General features: G+C 70.2%; 12 protein-coding genes and 1 pseudogene. 2 read left to right on the forward strand and 11 right to left on the reverse strand.

From position 1 onward, the window contains the following. Positions 1-50 precede the first annotated feature (50 nt). On the forward strand, positions 51-2063 hold the full coding sequence (locus M3Q35_RS08165; protein WP_273941044.1) for a phosphocholine-specific phospholipase C: 2013 nt from the start codon (positions 51-53) through the stop codon (positions 2061-2063). Between the two features lie 118 nt (positions 2064-2181). On the opposite strand, the gene M3Q35_RS08170 is transcribed toward M3Q35_RS08165, so the two are convergent. The 11 genes and pseudogenes from M3Q35_RS08170 to proB all read right to left on the reverse strand — a co-directional run. Next, entirely contained in the window at positions 2182-5013 is a 2832-nt protein-coding gene (locus M3Q35_RS08170) for an AbfB domain-containing protein (RefSeq protein ID WP_273941045.1), read from the reverse strand. A 216-nt stretch (positions 5014-5229) separates the two neighbouring features. Next, positions 5230-5457 carry a hypothetical protein gene (locus M3Q35_RS08175; RefSeq protein ID WP_273941046.1) on the reverse strand — a complete coding sequence of 76 codons (228 nt, stop codon included), beginning with the start codon at positions 5455-5457 and terminating at the stop codon, positions 5230-5232. Positions 5458-5850: 393 nt separating this feature from the next. Beyond that, positions 5851-6693 carry an ABC transporter permease subunit gene (locus M3Q35_RS08180; protein WP_273941047.1) on the reverse strand — a complete coding sequence of 281 codons (843 nt, stop codon included), beginning with the start codon at positions 6691-6693 and terminating at the stop codon, positions 5851-5853. Next, the gene (locus M3Q35_RS08185) at positions 6690-7622 is read right to left on the reverse strand and encodes an ABC transporter ATP-binding protein (RefSeq protein WP_273941048.1); all 933 of its coding nucleotides are present in this window, start codon (positions 7620-7622) and stop codon (positions 6690-6692) included. The genes M3Q35_RS08180 and M3Q35_RS08185 overlap by 4 nt, the downstream gene beginning before the upstream one ends. Before the next feature lie 320 nt (positions 7623-7942). Further along, positions 7943-9208: a chymotrypsin family serine protease gene (locus tag M3Q35_RS08190; protein ID WP_273941049.1), complete on the reverse strand. Its 1266-nt coding sequence runs from the start codon at positions 9206-9208 to the stop codon at positions 7943-7945. Positions 9209-9372: 164 nt separating this feature from the next. Continuing rightward, complete coding sequence (locus M3Q35_RS08195) at positions 9373-10416, reverse strand: 5-oxoprolinase subunit C family protein (protein WP_273941050.1); 1044 nt, start codon at positions 10414-10416, stop codon at positions 9373-9375. After that, positions 10409-11032 carry a 5-oxoprolinase subunit B family protein gene (locus tag M3Q35_RS08200; protein WP_273941051.1) on the reverse strand — a complete coding sequence of 208 codons (624 nt, stop codon included), beginning with the start codon at positions 11030-11032 and terminating at the stop codon, positions 10409-10411. The genes M3Q35_RS08195 and M3Q35_RS08200 overlap by 8 nt, the downstream gene beginning before the upstream one ends. Positions 11033-11046: 14 nt before the next feature. After that, complete coding sequence (locus tag M3Q35_RS08205; protein WP_273941052.1) at positions 11047-11808, reverse strand: LamB/YcsF family protein; 762 nt, start codon at positions 11806-11808, stop codon at positions 11047-11049. Further along, positions 11808-12965 (reverse strand): pyridoxal phosphate-dependent aminotransferase, encoded by a 1158-nt coding sequence (locus tag M3Q35_RS08210; RefSeq protein WP_273941053.1) that lies wholly within the window; start codon positions 12963-12965, stop codon positions 11808-11810. Before M3Q35_RS08210 ends, M3Q35_RS08205 begins: the two co-directional genes overlap by 1 nt. Positions 12966-12973: 8 nt before the next feature. After that, positions 12974-14224: a glutamate-5-semialdehyde dehydrogenase gene (locus tag M3Q35_RS08215; protein ID WP_273941054.1), complete on the reverse strand. Its 1251-nt coding sequence runs from the start codon at positions 14222-14224 to the stop codon at positions 12974-12976. A gap of 139 nt (positions 14225-14363) precedes the next feature. Continuing rightward, positions 14364-15335 (reverse strand): annotated as a pseudogene (proB, locus tag M3Q35_RS48780) (glutamate 5-kinase); the annotation flags it as partial. A 317-nt stretch (positions 15336-15652) separates the two neighbouring features. Here proB and M3Q35_RS08225 point away from each other — a divergent pair. Then, positions 15653-17644 (forward strand): AfsR/SARP family transcriptional regulator, encoded by a 1992-nt coding sequence (locus M3Q35_RS08225; RefSeq protein WP_273941056.1) that lies wholly within the window; start codon positions 15653-15655, stop codon positions 17642-17644. Positions 17645-17702: the final 58 nt, after the last annotated feature.

Raw genomic sequence — 17702 nt, forward strand, 5'->3', positions numbered from 1 at the left:
CCCCGTGACCTTCGGTCGACTGTGCCGAGCGGAACTCTGGAAGGCGGCACATGGGCGAGATCACTCGGCGGACATTCCTGGCCACGACGGGCGCGGCAGCGGCGATGACGGGCCTGGGGGCCACGGCCGGGACGGCGCGGGCGGCGGCGACGGGGACCATCGCGGACGTCAAGCACGTCGTGGTGCTGATGCAGGAGAACCGGAGCTTCGACCACTACTTCGGCACGCTGAAGGGCGTCCGGGGCTTCGCCGACCGGGCGACGATCCCGCTGGCCGGCGGGTACTCGGTGTTCAACCAGGCCAACGGGAGCGGGCGGCAGTATCCGTTCGCGCTCAGGGGCACGGCAAGCAACGCGGAGACGCTCGCGCAGTGCCAGGGCGACATCTCACACTCCTGGTCGGACCAGCACGCGGCGTGGAACCAGGGCAAGATGGACAGCTGGATGGCGGCGAAGAACAAGATCGGCTGCCTCGGCTACCTGGACCGGGTGGACCTGCCCGTCCACTACGCGCTGGCCGACGCCTACACGATCTGCGACGCCTACCACTGCTCGGGCCTGACGGCGACGGGACCGAACCGGACGTTCCTGTTCAGCGGCATGATCGACGCGGCCGGGCAGTTCGGTTCGCCGGCCAACGACGGTGGCGACGAGTCGGGGCTGACCTGGCCGACCTATGCGGAGGTCCTGCAGAACGCGGGCATCAGCTGGCGGGTCTACCAGAACGCGAAGGACAACTTCGGCGACAACGCGCTGGCGTATTTCAAGCAGTTCACCAGCGCACCGGCGGGTTCGCCGCTTCAGGTCCGTGGCATGGGCAGCGTGCCGGCGAAAACCGGCAGCACCCCGGACGACATCCTGGCCGCGATCAAGGCGGACGTGCTGGCCGGCACGCTGCCGCAGGTGTCCTGGGTGGTGACGGACCAGATCACCTCCGAGCACCCGATCGGCCCGCCGGTCAACGGCGAACGCTTCGTCAGCGGCCTGCTGCAAGCCCTCGCCGCGGACCCGAACACCCTGAACAGCACGGTGTTGTTCCTCAACTACGACGAGAACGACGGGTTCTTCGACCACGTCCCGCCACCGTCGCCGGCGGCCGGCACGACCGGCGAGTTCGTCGGTTCAACCCCGGTCGGCCTGGGTTTCCGGGTGCCGATGCTGGTGATCTCGCCGTGGAGCCGCGGTGGCTGGGTCGACTCCGAGGTCTTCGACCACACCTCGGTGATCCGCTTCCTCGAGACGTGGTCGACGGCCATCGGCACGCCGGCGATCTGCCAGTACATCAGCGCGTGGCGGCGGTCCGTGTGCGGCGACCTGACCTCGGCGTTCGACTTCGCCAACCCGGTGCCCGGCCTGCCGGCGCTGCCCACGCCCGGCGCGGTGATCTCCGGCGGCACCTGCGCCCTGCTGCCCAATCCGTCGCCGAAGACGAATGCCCTGCCACCACAGGAATCCGGCACCAAGCCGGCGCGGGCGCTGCCGTACCAGTCGAACGCCTCCATCTCGTCCTGGTACTACTCCGGCGGCACCGTCCAGCTCAACATCACCATGGCCGACGACGGCACCAGGGCGGCGCACTTCGCCGTGTACGCCAACAACTTCCGCACCGGAGGCCCGTGGCAGTACACGGTGCCGGCCGGCGGGTCCACAACCGACTTCTTCAACTGCGGCACGGGGTTCGGCGGCGGCAACTACGACCTCACGGTGGTCGGCCCGAACCGATTCCTGCGCCGCGTGCAGGGCAACGCCAACAGCGCCAGCAAGAACGTGGAGGCGCGGTCCCGGATCGCCGTCACGTCCAGCACCGGCAAGCTCGCACTGTGGCTTGACTTCGTCAACGGCTCCGGCGCCGCGGCGACGTACACGGTGACATCGAACAACTACCGCACCGACGGCCCGTGGACCTATCAGGTTCCGGCCGGCCAGACCGTGAGCGACTACTTCAACGCCGTCGCCTACAACGGCGGTTGGTACGACTTCACCGTCACCGTGTCGGCCGACAGCACCTGGTCGCGGCGTTTCTCCGGGCACATCGAGACCGGCGCGGCCAGCGTCACGGGCTGACCAGATGGCGGGAGCGGATGACAAAGGGGCTGAGGCCGGGCTCGATTCGACAGGCTGCGCGGCTGAAGGGGCGTCGGCGGCATGGTCCGCAACCACACGCCGCCGACGCCCGGCTCACTCAGCCCGCCCAGGGGGCCGCCGGTTGCCAACTGGTGTCGTCGACCCAGCCGGCCGCCACGTCACCGACCCGTGGGCCGCCGTCGGCGCCGATGTAGACGGTGCCGCCGAGCTGCCGTAGGTAGTGGTCCTCATAGGCGTAGGCCTGCCACGAGACGCCCTTGCCGTTGTGCCCGGCCGTTGCGCAGAACGTCGCGTCCTCGGCGTAGAGCGAGGAGTCGTCCTTGCGGTTGAGCACCACCTGGAAGTTGTAGTGCCGCAGGTAGTAGCCCGGGAAGTTGACGGATTCGAACGAGTAGCAGGAGTGGTCGGCGAGGCCCGGGACCAGGTTGAACGTGGCGTCCTGCCGGTCGGTGACCGAGCTGTCGGCCGTGATCGGCGCGGTCTTGCCGACGAAGTTCTGGTGTCGCAGGGAATCGCCGCTCACGCTCAGCCAGGACGAATGCCCCAGCGGGACGGCGACGTCGCTGCGCCACCACGGCTCGCCGATGGTGAAAGTGCTGTCGGCGCAACGACTGTCGTTCAACCTCAGGCCGCCGTCGTGATAGCTGAGGAAACGTCCCGGTTCGTCGTACGCCCGGAACGACACGCCGGTCCCGCTGGTGCCCACGACCGCGCAGAAGGTGGCGGACCGCTTGCTGACGCCCAGCGTGATGCGATCGCCCTGGTGGCTCAGGTACTGGCCGGGGTTCGCCCGCGACTCGAGGGAGTAGCAGGACGGGTCGGCCAGGCCGGGCCGCAGCAGGAAGGTGGCGCCGAGCTTGTCGGCGTCCGGCGACGACGCGGTGACCGCGGTGGTCGTGCCGACGCCACCGGCCACCGCGACGGACCGGTCGGTGGCGCCGGGCGTCGTCACGTGCAAGGACAGGCCACGGTCGACGTTGAGCACCGGCGAGATCGGCGCGGAGGTGTTCACCTTCAACGCCACCACGGAGTTGGCCGGGAAGGTGTAGGCGAAGGAGCTCGACGCCGTGAAGGCGGCGGTTGTCGGCGCGATGGTGTTCGGCGCGGTGATGGAATTACGCGCGTTCGGGTCGCCGGTCAGCACCGTCGCGGTTCCGTTAGGACGGACGGAGGTGGTGCCGTTGAGCCGGATCTGGCTCGTCACGGGGGAGTTCGTCGGGTTGGCCACCGTCACGTACACCGTGCCGGACGCGGTCCGGGTGACGACCTCGTTCACGGCCGCGTCGGCCCCGGTCAGCGAGGAGGAGACCACGTAGTCGCCGGTGTTGTTGCCGAAGATGTGCTGCACCCAGTACGACGGCGAGCCGAACGACATGGCGGCGTCGAACGCGATCTCGTTGGTGGGCCACTGAAAGTTGTTGACGTCGGCCAGCGCCGGCGCGTAGGACGCGCCGACCACCACGTCGGCGTTGCGGACCATGCCGGTCATGAACGCGGCCTCGCTGATCGCGCCGGCCAGCGTGCCGGTCGGATTGTCGTTGCTGCCGTTGGTGGTGGCGTACTCGCCGACCAGGTGCTTGGGGCCGTTGCGCGAGGTGCCGTCGTAGGTGTGCGCGGCGTTGGTGAAGTACGACGTGTCGCCGCTGTAGTAGTGGTCGTCGATCACGTCGACCGACCGGCTGGAGACGCTTGCCGAGGCGACGAGTTGCAGCTGCGGGTAGGCGGCCTTGATGGCGTCGTGGAACATCGGGAAGCGGTAGCTGTTGTAGCTGCCGGTCCCGTCGAACCAGTCCTCGTTGCCGATCTCCACGTAGCGCACGTCGTACGGCGCGGGGTGTCCGTCGGCGGCGCGCTTGGCGCCCCACGTGGTGTGCGGGCTGCCGATGGCGTACTGGATCTCGTCGAGCGCGTCCTGCACGTACGGCGCCAGCTGGTCCCGCGGCACCACGGTGTGGTCGAGGGTGTAGCCGGCGAACACCGCCAGCAGCGGCTGCGACCCGGTCTGCTCGGCCATGTCCAGATAGGACTTGATGCCGGCCTGGTCGGTCGACCAGTAGCCCCACGCGTCGTTCTGGTGGCCGGGGCGGTTCTCGATGGGGCCGATCGTGGTCTTCCAGTCGAAGCGGGTCGACAGCGTGTTGCCCTCGAGGTAGTTGCCGCCGGGGATGCGGAAGAACCCGGGCCTGGTCGCCGCGAGCTTGTCCATCAGGTCCTTGCGCAGGCCGGTGTCGTGGTAGGTCGGCGGCTGGCAGGTCACGACGTCGAAGTACAGCGAGGAACCCGCGCCGACACCGTCGGCGGAGATGACGAACCGGTTGGCCGTGGACACCGGCGTGTTCGCCGCCGTGGTCATGGTGAGGCTGTACTTCGTCCACGTCGAGTTGACCGAGTGGACGGGCGCCTTGGCGTACACCGTGCCGGTGTCGCTCTCCAGGTCGACAGTGAGGCCGCCGCGGAACGGGCCGTCGGACCGGGCGAAGAAGGTGGTGGTGTATCTGGTCGACGGCGCCAGGCCGATGCCGTAGAAGCCGCTGTTGGCCACGCCGACGCGCTGGCCGCGGGCGTTGGCGGTGATGGACAGCTTGAGGGCGTTGCCGTTGGCCGAGTTCAACGGCCGGGTGGTGTCCAGGGCGATCGTGCCGGCCCCGCCGCCGGACGTGACAGCCGACCAGGAGGAGACGCCGTTCTCCTTCATGGTGCTGTTGCGCACCAGGTTCGCGTCGAGGCCGCCCTCGACGGAGTGGTTGATGTCCTCGACGATGTCGCCGAACTGGGTCTTGTTGACGCCGGTGGTCGAGCGGCTGACGTCGGCGGTGAGCGTCGGACCGGACCCGTCAGCCGCCGACGCGGACCAGACGCCGGCGGCCGTCGATCCAGTCCCTAAGAGTGTTAGCGCCAACATTGTGGCGATCAACCGAGGCCTGTGCACAGTGGGACTCCCGAGTTGGCGAAGGATCGACTTCCACGACGGTCAGGCCAGTGCCTGTGACCGCCGCCACGCGCCCGTCGCCGACGGTAGGTGCAGCTCGGGGCCCCGACAATGATCGCGGGGGCCTTTGTTGCCGACCCGTTACCGCGGCGGTTCCGACCGGTTGCCGCTACCGACTCGTTACCTCTCGGCCATTGACCGGAGGTGCTGTTATCGCTAACACTGCGCCGGCGACTGGCGTGAGTTCAGCAGGGGTTCGGGTCGACCGCGGGTCCCGTGGTCGACGAACTGGTCGGTGGCGTCCAAGGTCGCGAGGTGGGCGGCGGCGAACCGGGCGTCGGCGGCGCAGACGGCGACCAGCCGGTCGCCGTCTGCCTGGGCCTGGCCGGCGTGGAAGTCGGATGCGTCGAAGCTCTTCGGGTCCCCGGCATCGGTGGTGGACACCTTCGTCCATTGAGGACGGTGAGGTTCGCGCTGTAGGTCGGGGTGACTCCGGCAACCACAAAGCCTTTGCTGGCCAGGTTCTCCGCCAGCGTGGTGTACTGCGGTGCGGCGAAACCGAGACCGGGTTCGAGCACGACAACGGGAAACCGGCCGGCCGCCACGGGAACATCGGCGAACGCATGGCTGTGCACGTGGTCGAAGCCGGTCTCCGCCAAGCCGACCGGGCCGCCCAGGGCCGGTGGGCGCGGGCAACGTGACCTGCTGGGCCGACCTGATCGCCACATAGCCGACGTAACCAGCGACCACGACGACGACCACAAGCGTCACCGCGAGTGGGGGCTTCAGAACGCGGCGCGCCATGGTGGCGATATCACCGGCGCCGGTCACATGACGTCAGGCGTCGCGGCGACGCAGCAGCACCGCGCCGGCGACCAACGCGACGGCCGCGTAGCCGCAGAAGACGCCGAATCCAGGCCACGGTCCGAGCAGAGCCGCCGGGTCGGGGTGCACGACCATCAGTTGCTGCCCGGCGTTGCTGGGCAGGTAGGGGTTGATGTTGGTGGCCCAGTCGGTGGGCAGGGCCTCGCCGAGCACCGGCAGCACCAGCAGGATGCCGAACAGGCTGGCGATGGCGCCGGCAGTGCTGCGCACGACGAACCCAAGACCGACGCCCATCAGCCCGACGACCGTCAGGTACAGGGCCGTGCCCACGACGGCCCGCGCCACGCCGTCGGCGCCGATGGTGGTCTCGATGTGTTGTGAGCTCAGCAAGTACTGGCCGAGGAAGAACGCCACGAACGCGGTCGCGACGGTCACCCCCAGCGTGATCACCGCGAAGACGACGGCCTTGCCGATGAGGACGGGCAGCCGCCGGGGCGCGGCGCCGAGGCTGGAGCGGATCATGCCGGTGCTGTACTCGCCGGTGACGATCAGCACGCCCAGGACGCCGACGACCAGCTGGGCGAGGTAGAAGCCGCGCAGGCTCACCGCCGTCGGGTCGAAATGCGCCTGCTCGATCGGCCGCATGTGCGTCCAGCGGTTGGCCGTGACAGCGGCGAACAGGCCGCCGAAGCCGATCATCGCGATCAGCGTCGCGGCCAGGGTGAAGTAGGACGAGCGCAGCGACCAGAACTTGTGCCACTCCGAGCGCATGACGCGCCACTGGGTGACGCGGATGTCGTCCGGCAGCGGCTGCGGCGCCGACGACCGCTGGGCCTCGGGGAGCGTCGCGGTCATGACGCGGTCCTTTCGGTGAGCACGTCCGGGTGGACGGAGAATTCGACGGCGTCCTGGGTGAGGTCCATGAACGCCTCTTCCAGCGACGCGACGACCGGCGTCAGCTCGTCCAGCGGGATCGCGTTGCGGCAGGCGATCTGGCCGATCTCACCGCTGGTCAGCCCGTGCACCTCGAGCAGGCCGGTCTCTGGCGCGGTCACGCTCACCTCGGGCCCGACGAGCAGATCCCGCAGTGTGCCCGCTTCCTGAGCACGGACGCGCACGACCTTGCGGGAGAAGCGGGCGGTGAAGTCGGCCATCGAGGTGTCGGCGATCACCCGGCCCTTGCCGATGATCACCAGGTGGTCGGCGGTCAGCTCCATCTCGCTCATCAGGTGCGAGGACAGGAACACCGTGCGACCGTCGGCGACCAGCGCCCGCAGCAGCTGCCGGATCCACCGCACGCCTTCGGGGTCAAGGCCGTTGACCGGTTCGTCGAGCACCAGCGTGTGCGGATCGCCCAGCAGCGCCGCGGCGACGCCGAGGCGCTGACCCATGCCGAGGGAGAAGCCGCCGACCCGCTTGCGGGCCACCTCGCGCAGACCGACCAGGTCGATGACCTCATCGACGCGTCGACGAGGAATACCGTGCGTCAACGCCAAAGCGAGCAGATGGTTGTACGCCGACCGTCCGGTGTGGACGGCTTTGGCCTCCAGCAGCGCGCCGACTTCACGCAGCGGCGCAGCATGGTCGGCGTACCGCTTGCCGTTGACCCGCACCTCGCCGGCCGTGGGAGCGTCCAGGCCGAGGATCATCCGCATGGTGGTGGACTTGCCGGCCCCGTTCGGGCCGAGGAAACCGGTGACCAGGCCGGGACGGACGGTGAAGGTCGCATCGTCCACGGCGACCCGGTCGCCGTACCGCTTCGTGACACCGACGACTTCGATCATGGGTTCCTCGTCCCTGCGGGGTGCGTGCCGGACACCGGCATGCCAGCGAGGTTGACACGGCTCGGCACGGCAGGCAAAGGCACGCGCTGAGACCGGCCTCAGTACGGACAAAGCACCCGGCGAACCTGTCAATTCCCATTCGATGCCAACGGAATGCGTAACGGATGGCCACCGGCCGACCACGCTCAGGCTCGGCCCACCGGCCAGCGCGAAGAACTCGTGGCCCGCCGCCAACCGGAGACGGAAGGCGGCGGCATCACCGCAGGGGGACGCGCGACCGCCGCCGAACGGAAGTTCGGCGGCGGCAGTGCGGGTTTGCCTCAGACGTGCGGGTTCAGCGTCATGCCGAAGGCGCCGAGGATGTCCGGCGACTCCGTCCAGTACGTGTCGGAGTCGCTGTTGCCGGCCGACACCATGCCGCGGGCCTGCCGCGCGGTCGAGCTGGTGACGGTGAACACCAGGGCGCCGGAGTCGCCGTCGGTCGACGAGTAGCTCGCCGTCCCGTGGACGCCGCGCACGGAGTGCGTGCTGCCGTCGTCCCATGACTCGGTGTAGGTGACGTCCTGGTTGTCGACCTTGGTGCCACAGGGCACGCCGTGGCCGTTGTAATAGGAGCGGGCACCGTCCTGGCACACGGTCTGACCGTTGTAGGAATAGGCCGACGAATTGACCACGTACCACTTTCCGGTGGGCGTGTCGGCTTCGTCCGAATTGGATCCGGCGCCACCCGACGAGCCGGTGTCGATCACCTCGGCATCCCAATGGGCGTTGAGCGAGGTGACGGTGCCGATCGAATTGCCGAACGTGTAGTTGAAATGGCCGACGGCGTCGCCCTCGCCGTAGACGTGCGCACCGTTGGGGAAGCAGTGGGCGGCGGTGAGCAGATAGTCGTGGCCGCCCTTCTCGGTGGCCAGGCCGGAGGTGCACTGGGCCAGATAGCCGGACTTGTGGTCGTTGCCGACCAGGACGTCGCCGCCGATGAACGGCTTGGTGTCGTTCCACCGCCACGAGCGCGGCGTGATCGGCTTGCCGGCCGTGACGGTGACCGGGATGCCGCCGCCCGCGCTCGCCGACAGCGCGGACCGGAACGAGGGCGACGTGGCGCTCTGCTTGGCGGTGACCTGGATGCCGGAGCCGTCGGGCGCGGCCGCCGCGCTGTAGACCGTCAGGTCGGCGGCCTTGACGCCGTCGTTGCCGGCCATGATCTTGGCGATACCGGCGTCCAACGCGACCTTGGTGTAGTCCGCGTGCACGACGGTGGCCAGCGCCAGGTCGATGTCCGGGTGCGCCCTCTTGGCCGCGGCCAGCAGCTTCGCCGCCCGGCCCGCGTCGGTCGCGTAGACGGTGACCCGGTGGTGGTCGGTGTCCACGTATAGGTTGCTGTAGGTGTCGGCGAACGCGCCCCGCCCCTGCTCGCCGACGGCGTTGGCCACGGCGTCCAGCGGCGCCTCGGCCTGGAACTGGGCGATCACGGCCGGGTCGAAGCCGCTGGGCTTGGCGATGGCCGCGGCCGGCGCGCCGACCAGGCAGGCCGCCGCCAGCGGGGCCACGAGCAGCAGGCGTCTCGCCCGTGTGGTGCTCATCATGGTGAATCGTTTCCCTTCCGATTCATGACGCTATTGCATGCGTTCAAGACGCACGGCACACGGCATGGACAGAAGGACACGCTGGAACCGGCGGCAATCCATCCCTTTTGCCGCGTTCCGGTCGCGTGAATCCCCCCGGTTATGCCCCCGTTTGCTGATTTCCCCTAGCTCGCTAAATTTCGCCCGTGACTCCGCGACCCGGTACCGCCGTTCGGTCGACCGGGCGTGCCCGAAGCATTGACGCCGGGGTGGATGCCGACCCGGGTCAGGACGGTGCACACCCGGGTGGCCAGGGTGTCGAGGGAATGGCGTTGGGCGCGGCAGGTGGCGACGGCGTCGGAGAGGGACCGGCGGCGGAAACGGAGGACGTCGCCGGGAGCGGCCTGGCCGAGGGCGGACCGGGCGACGCTGGTGGCGACGGCGGCCACCGGGTAGCCGGCGGTGACCGGGCGGCCGCGTTGCAGGACAAGCAACTCACCGGCCGGGGTGACCTCGATCGCGCCGACGGGAACGCCACGGGAAAGGATCTCGCCGCCGTCCGTGCGGACCGGCGCCGGACCCCGCAGGCGAAGGCCGATGTGATTGCTGTCGGGGGTGACGAGGTACGGCGCCGCGAACAGGCTTTCCTCCAGGCGGCCGAAGTGCAGGAGGTCGGGGCCGTCGGTGACGGAGATGGTCCACGGGCTGCCGAATCGGGGTACGGGCACCGACAGTCGGAACAGCGGGTGGCGGAAGACGGGATGGTCGAACGGAACGTAGTCGGTGTCGAAGGGGACGCGGCTGCCCGCGCGCAGCCAGGTGCCGACGCCGAGGAGGGTGTCCGGCGCGCAACTGCCGTGCGTCAGGGAAACCTGGAGCGTGCCGCACACGGCCAGATAGCACCGGAGTCCACTATGGACGTCCGATATGGACAGAGTAGCGCCGGCGGGCACGCAGATGGGTTGCCAGGTGCGCTGGAGTTGTCCGTCGCAGGCAACGGTGGCGGGTGCTCCGGTGACGGCAACCAGCGCGGCGCGGGCGAAGCCGACCGTGAGGGCCGACGCGGTGATCTCGACCAGTGGGGCGGACTCCGGATTGCCCACCAGGATGTTGGCGGCGGTGGCGGAGAACTGGTCGGCGGCGCCGTTGACCGCGATGCCCTTCCTGGACAGTCCCGGCCGGCCGAGGTCGGTGACGCAGGCGATCCCGGCGGCGAGAACCTCAAACACCGGTGGGCCAACGGGTGATGGGCTCGAATCTGACGACATCGCCCGGGCGCGGCGACAGGTGCGCCGGGGTACGGCCGATCAGCCGCCAGCCTCCCGGTGACGACACGGGATAGATCACGCACTGACGGCCGGACACCGCCACCGATCCGGTCGGGACGCGGGTGCGAGGACTCGGACAGCGGCTGATCGGCCCGGGCAGACGGGACCCGTCCATCATGGGCGCGCCAACGGGTGAGCCGGTGAAGCGAACCACCCAAGAAGTCTCCACGTGCAGGCCGACCACCGCCTCGGGGGACAGTCCCAACTGGACCGCCACGTCCGGCAGGTCCGGGCCGTGCTCGCCGCCGTAAACCACCGGGACTCGCCACGTCGTCGGCGGGGTCGTGGACCGGACCGGGCGGCCTGAAGCGGCGCGGCACGTCGACGCCACCTCGTCGTGGGTCGTGAGGGTGCAGTCGAACTCCACCAACACGCTGTCGTAGGTCGCCACGAGGTCGCGGACTCCAGTGACCTGGTCGGCTTCGATGACGTCGGCGAGGCGTTGCACGGCAGACCACCGTTCCTCGGCGGTGCCACCGGTCGCGGTGACGAGCACCGCCGAATCGCCGTACGGCACGGTGTCCAGGGTGATCACAGTCGGGCGGCCAGGGGTTCGATGCCGACGCCGGCCGACGTCAGGGCGGCACGGACGGCTCGCGCCAGATCGACGGAGCCGGGAGTGTCCCCGTGCAGGAGCACGGTGTCCGGCCGCAGCGCGATGTCCCGGCCCGTGATCGCCCGCACCACGCCGTCGGTCGCCATGCGGACCACCCGTTCCGTCACCTCTCGTTCTGCGGTGATCACGGCCCCCGGGGACGAGCGGGCGACGAGTGAGCCGTCCTCGCGGTAAGCCCGATCCGCGATGCCCAGCACGGCCACGGGCAGGCCGGCGCTGCGGGCCGCCTTCGTCAACGCGCCTTCCAGCGCGACAACGGCCAGCGAGGCGTCGAAGTCGCGCACGGCATCGACGATCGCCTCGGCCCAGTCCACATCGGACACCGCGACATTGCCGAGTTGCCCGTGCGGCGTGACATGGCGGATTCGGGTGCCGTGCACCCGGGCGAACGCATCCAAGGCGCCGAGTTGGCACAGCACGTAGGTGTAGACCTCGTGCCGGCTGAGCGCCATGGTGCGGCGGCCGAAGCCCTCGCGGTCCGGTAGACCCGGGTGGGCGCCGACGCCGACGCCGAGCCGTACGCACTCGGCGACGGTGGTGTGCATGATGCCCGGATCGCCGGCGTGGAACCCGCAGGCGATGTTGGCCGACGACACGACCCGGAGCAGGGCCGCGTCGTCGGCCGCGCGGTAGGCGCCGAACCCCTCGCCGACATCCGCCGACAGGTCGACCGTCATCACGCGCTCGTGGCGTCGATCAGGTCCCGGATCGCCGTGATGCCTCTGGCCACCCGGTCCACCGGCTCGGCGCCGACCGAGATCCGGATGTGCCGGTCGCACGACCTGCCGTACGCGATGCCGGGCACCACGCTGACCCCGCCCTCCCGCAGCAGCCGGGTGCAGAACGCGGTCGAGTCCAGCACCGAGTCGCCGAGCGAGGCGAACAGGTAGAACGACGCCGAGCCCGGCACGACGGTCATGCCCGCGTCGGCCAGCTGGCCCGCGACCTCGTTGCGCAGGGCCACGACCCGGCGGATCTGGGGCCGGGTGATCTCCAGGATGTCGTCGAAGTGCTCGGCCAGGTAGCAGGACAGGATGGTCGGCGCGCACGTGATCAGGTGCTGGTTGATCTTGAGGACCTCGTCGACCAGCCGCCGGTGCGCGATGACGTAGCCGATGCGCCAGCCGGAGATGCCGTAGTTCTTGGACATCGAGTTGACCGTGACCGTGTGGTGCTTGTCCGGGTCGAACGCGCCGCAGGCCCGGAACGACGTGCCCGGCGGGACGAACTCGTTGTACGCCTCGTCGGCGATGACCAGCAGGCCGTGCGCCTCGGCCAGGTCGTGGACGTGGGCCAGCTCGGCGACGGTGTGCACGCGGCCGGAGGGGTTGTTCGGATTGTTGATCACGATCGCCCGGGTTCGCGGCGTCACGTAGCGGCCGAGGTCGAACACGCTCACGTCCTGCGGCACCATGACCGGGACGCCGCGACAGAGCCGGACCTGTTCGGGATAGCTCAGCCAGAACGGCTCCGGGATGATCACTTCGTCACCGGGTTCCAGCACCGCCAGCAGCATCATGTAGATCGCCGCCTTGGAACCGGCGGTGACGATGATCTCCTGCTCCGGGTCGACCGGCACCTGGAACTCGTCCTGGTAGTACTTGGCCAGCCGCTGGCGCAGCTGCGGCAGGCCCCGCGAGTGCGAGTAGTGGTGCAGCCCCACGCCGGACAGGTCGTCGAACCGGGGCAGCGGCAGGTCGAAGAACGCCTCGCCGAGCGACAGCGTGATGATGTCGTGGCCGGAGTCGCGCAGCTCGTAGACGAGGTTGTTGTACTTGATGGACAGTGCCTGGTCCACGGCGCTCATCAGGGACGCCGGGTGGGTGGCTGACATGCTTCTCCTCACACGACCCGGGTCTGGCCGCTGCCCCAGACGATGTTCTTCACGGTGGTCAGCGCCGCCAGCCCCATCGGGCCGCGCACGTGCAGTTTCTGCGTGGACACGCCGATCTCCACGCCGTAGCCGAACTCGCCGCCGTCGGAGTAGCGGGTGGAGGTGTTCACGAACACGCTGCCGGAGTCCACCCGCGTGACGAACGCCCGGGCCACGTCGATGTCCCGCGCGACGATCGCCTCCGCGTTGGCGGTGCCCCAGCGGTCGATGTGGGCGATCGCCTCGTCGAGGCCCGGCACCACGCGCACGGCGAGCACGAGATCCAGGTACTCGGTGCCCCAGTCCTGCTCGCTCGCCCGCACCGCCTTCGGCCAGACCTCGCACACGGTCGGGCAGCCCCGGATCTCCACGCCCGCGGCGGCCAGCTCGTCGAGCACGTCGGGCAGCCAGTCGCGGGCGAGATCCTCGTGCACGAGCAGGGTCTCCATCGCGTTGCACACGCTGGGCCGGGAGGTCTTGGCGTTGACCGTGACCGCGGTGGCGACGGCCCGGTCCGCCGAGCCGTCGATGTAGACGTGGCAGTTGCCGGCGCCGTCGATCACCGTCGGCACGGTGGCGTTGCGCTCGACAGTGTCGATCAACTCCGGGCCGCCGCGCGGCACCAGCAGGTCGACATACCCCTTGGCCCGCATGAGCTCCAGCGCGGCGTCGCGGGACGGGTCGGCGATCAGCTGGACCGCCGCGCCCGGCACCGCCTCGTGCCGGGCGATCGCGTCGGCCAGCGCGGCCATGATCGCGGAGTTGGTCGCCGCGGCCATCGACGATCCCCGCAACACCGCGCAGTTGCCCGACTTCAGGCACAGCGCGGCCACTTCGGCGGTGACGTTGGGCCTCGCCTCGTAGATCACCGCGACCACGCCGAGCGGTTCGCGGACGCGCTCGATCAGCAGGCCGTTCGGCCGGGTCCAGCCGGCGACCACCTCGCCGACCGGGTCGGCCAGGTCGGCGATGGTCCGGATGGCCTTGGCCAGCCCGGCCATCCGGCGGTCGGTCAACGTCAGCCGGTCGACCAGGGTGGCGGAGACGCCGGCCGCCCGCGCCGCCGCCACGTCGACCGTGTTGGCCTCGATGATCGACGGGCGGTGTTCCTCGATCGCCGCCGCCATGTCCAGCAGCACCGCGTTCTTCTCGGCGGTCGGCAGGCACTTGACCGTGGCCCACGCCTCGGCCGCGGCGCGGCAGACTTCGATCACAGACATGGCTGTTCCTCCACGATCCGCACGTAGTCGCCGGCGGCGACGAGGGTGAGGCGGGGTCGGCCGTGCACGGTCCGGCGCAGCGAACCTCGCCGCGCGCCACCGGACGGCCGTCGGGGGCACAGATGTCGACGACGTCTCCGTTGTCGAAGGTCTGGTGCGACTCCACGATGTGCTGGTGGCGCAGGGTTTCACCGCGTTCGACGGCGGAGAGGCCGGCCGGCGCGCAGCGGACCGACCCTCGCGGTGGGGTACGGAAGGCCCGCCACAGCGTGCCGATCCCCGGGGTCGCGCCGGTCACGGCCCGCGGCCGGAAGGCGGTGCCCACCGGGTCGGCGCTGTGCGCCGCGACGAGCACGTCGGGATCGGTGGTGTCCGCGATGACCGTGCGCACGCCGGAGAACGTCGCGATCCAGCACGCGCCGAGCTTCATCCGCATGCCGCCCGTGCCGCCGCCACCGGCCGATCCGCCGGCCAGCCGCTCCAGCTCCGGGGTCAGGGCGACGACGTCGCCGATGGGCCGGGCGTCGTCGGACCGGGTCGGGTCCCGGTCGTAGAGGCCGGGCACGTCCGTCAGCAACAGCAGCAGGTCGGCCTGGAGGAAGCCGCTGAGCAGCGCGGCGAGCACGTCGTTGTTGCGCACACCGAGCGCGTCGTTCTCGTTGACCACCGGGATCATGCCCAGCGTCAGCATGGTCTCCAGGGTGTGCCGGACGCCGCCGCGGTGGGCCTCGACCAGTTCGTACGGCGTGAGCAGGAGTTGGCCGGTCTGCAGGCCGCGGTCGGCGAAGGCGGCCTGGATCGCGGAGTACAGCCGGGACTGGCCGAGCGCGGCGGCGACCTGCTGCACCACCGTGCCCGCCGCGGCGAGGGCGGGGTGCCGGGTGCGGCCGATCGCGATCGCCCCGGACGTGACCAGCACGGGGGACAGGCCGGCGATCACTCCTCTGTGGACGGTGTCGCACAGGCGGTCGAGCTTGGCCGGGTCCAGCCGTCCGTCCGTGACCAAGGACGACGTGCCGATCTTGAGCACCACGCGGTCGCCCGACCCGGCGGGCGAGCCGGCGCGCGTGCCGGTCGCGGGCGAGGGGTCGGCCGGGGTATTGGTCAGCATCGGTTCTCCTGCTTCGCATGACGTGTGCGGCAAGGGCCGGCACGGCAGATCGTCGTCGCCGCCGATGTACCGGCGATGTGCTCCCGATACGCCGCCGTTGTTGCCGCCGACGATCACAGCCCGCCCCCGCGCGGTCGCCAACCGCAACCGACCATTGCTTCACCCGAGTGACACGGCAGACCGTTCGGAGTACGCGCCACAAGTCCCGGCTCCCCAATCGGGAACGTCCCGTAGCACGATGGGCCGGCGTCACGTTGCGCGGGCAACAACCGCGCCGCGGCGTCCGCATTGTGTCCTACCGACCTGGGGGAGAACCAATGCCACCGAGTTCGTCCCTGCGCGCCGCGCCGACCCGATTCCGGGTCCTCGGCACGCTGGAGTTCTTCGACGGACAGCGCTGGTCGGCCGTCGGCGCGCCCAAACAGCGCGCGCTGCTGGCCGCGTTGCTGCTCAACGCCAACCAGATGGTGCCGGCCGAGCGACTGGTCGCGGAGCTGTGGCCGGACGAGGTTCCCGACAGCGCAAGCGGGTTGCTCGCGGGATACGTGTGGCGGCTACGGCGCGCGCTGGGCAACGGAGACGTGTTGGTCACCCGGCCGCCCGGCTACCTGCTCAGGCTGCCCACCGGCGCGCTGGACGTGCACGACTACGAACGACTGGTGGCCGCGGGCCGGAAAAGCCTGGCGGCGCACAATCCCGCCGCGGCCACCGCGTCGTTCACGGCGGCGCTCGACCTGTGGCGCGGCGCGCCGCTGGCGGACGTGGCGCCCACCCCGTGGGTGATGGCCGAGGCGGCCCGGCTGGACGAGTCACGCCTCGCCGTGCTGGAGGCGCGCATCGGCGCGGAGATCGAGCTCGGCCGGCACGAGCCGCTGTTGCCCGAGCTCAAACAGCTGGTGTCGCAGTTTCCGTTGCGGGAACGGCTGCACGCCCATCTGATGGTCACTCTGTACCGATGCGGACAGCAGGCGGAGGCGCTCGGCGCCTACCACGACCTGCGCCGGTTGCTGGTCAACGAGCTGGGAATCGAGCCGAGCAAGCCGCTTCGCGAGTTGCAGCAACAGATCCTGCGCGAGGACCCGCAGCTGTCCGTGCCGGTGGCCGAACCCGCGGCGGCCGCGCCGGTCCAGGTGGCCAGGACGCCACAGCTGCCACCGGCCGATTCGGACACCGACATCGTGGTCGGCGGGGAAGCCGAGTTGTCCACGACGGTCTCGTGGCTGGTCGACGGCGGCGCGTGCGCGGTGTACGGTCCGGCCGGCACCGGGAAGAGCACTCTCGCACGGCGAGCGGCCCGTGCCGTCGAGGCGCACTTCCCCGACGGGCAGGTGTGGTTGGACCTGCGGTCATCGAATCCGTTGACAGCACAGGAAGTGAACACGGCGCTACACCGTGCGCTCGGCGTCACCGCCGAGGAGGGCACCCTTGCGCGCTGGCCGGAGGTGGTGGCGCGGCGCCGAGCACTCGTCGTACTCGACGATGTGGTCGACGCCGACCAGGTGCGTCCGCTGCTTTCCCCGCCGCCCGGCTGTGCGGTGCTGATGACCGGCCGCGCCGCCGTCGGTGCGCTCGGCACCCACCGGCAGGCCCGACTGGGCCGGCTGTCCCAGAGCGCGTCGGTCCTGCTGCTGCGCCGACTGCTCGGCGACGAACGGGTGGACGCCGATCCGACCGCGACGGCCACGGTGGTCCAGCTCTGCGAGCGGCTCCCGCTCGCCCTGCGGATCGCCGCGGCCCGGCTGGCCACCCGTCCGGAGTGGACGATGGCGGAGTTCGCCACGCGGCTCGGCGATCCGCGGCGAAGACTTGACCTGCTCTCGTACGGGGAACACAGCGTGCGCGAAAGACTGCTCACGAGCGTGCGTCTGCTCGAACGGGATCCCGATCCGCGACCGCGCGTGGCCCTGCAACTACTCGGTGCGCTCGATCTGCCGGTGGTGGATTCGGGCACCGTCGCCGCCCTGCTGGACCTCCCCGAGCACACCGCCCAGCCGGTGGCCGAGCGGCTGGTCGACGTCGGCCTGATCGAGACCATTTCCATCGAGCGCTACCGGCTGCCCGACCTGGTGCGGCTGTTCGCCCGCGAACGACACGATCCGGACGTCGACACGAACGCCGCGGTGCACCGGGTGATCAACCGCCTCGTGCAGCTCGTGCGCGAGCAGCTGGCCAAGCCGCCGGGCGCCAGGCTGGCCTGGTACCGCCGGGAGTTGAGCTCGCTGCGGGCGCTGGCCGACCGGGACGACACCGACACGCTGCACAAGGTCGTGGACGAACTGCGCCGGACGCTGCTGGGCTACTCCGCCTGACCCGGTGGCACATCGACGCAACATCGGCGGTACATCGCGGCTGGCGATTCTTCCAGCG

Source organism: Kutzneria chonburiensis (genome assembly GCF_028622115.1).
Lineage (GTDB): Bacteria > Actinomycetota > Actinomycetes > Mycobacteriales > Pseudonocardiaceae > Kutzneria > Kutzneria chonburiensis.

Bases quoted from the DNA above. Each gene is read 5' to 3' on its own strand.
- M3Q35_RS08165 (WP_273941044.1), top strand. From the start codon at position 51: ATGGGCGAGATCACTCGGCGGACATTCCTGGCCACGACGGGCGCGGCA.
- M3Q35_RS08180 (WP_273941047.1), bottom strand. From the start codon at position 6,693: ATGACCGCGACGCTCCCCGAGGCCCAGCGGTCGTCGGCGCCGCAGCCG.
- M3Q35_RS08185 (WP_273941048.1), bottom strand. From the start codon at position 7,622: ATGATCGAAGTCGTCGGTGTCACGAAGCGGTACGGCGACCGGGTCGCC.
- M3Q35_RS08190 (WP_273941049.1), bottom strand. From the start codon at position 9,208: ATGATGAGCACCACACGGGCGAGACGCCTGCTGCTCGTGGCCCCGCTG.
- M3Q35_RS08205 (WP_273941052.1), bottom strand. From the start codon at position 11,808: ATGACGGTCGACCTGTCGGCGGATGTCGGCGAGGGGTTCGGCGCCTAC.
- M3Q35_RS08210 (WP_273941053.1), bottom strand. From the start codon at position 12,965: ATGTCAGCCACCCACCCGGCGTCCCTGATGAGCGCCGTGGACCAGGCA.
- M3Q35_RS08215 (WP_273941054.1), bottom strand. From the start codon at position 14,224: ATGTCTGTGATCGAAGTCTGCCGCGCCGCGGCCGAGGCGTGGGCCACG.
- M3Q35_RS08225 (WP_273941056.1), top strand. From the start codon at position 15,653: ATGCCACCGAGTTCGTCCCTGCGCGCCGCGCCGACCCGATTCCGGGTC.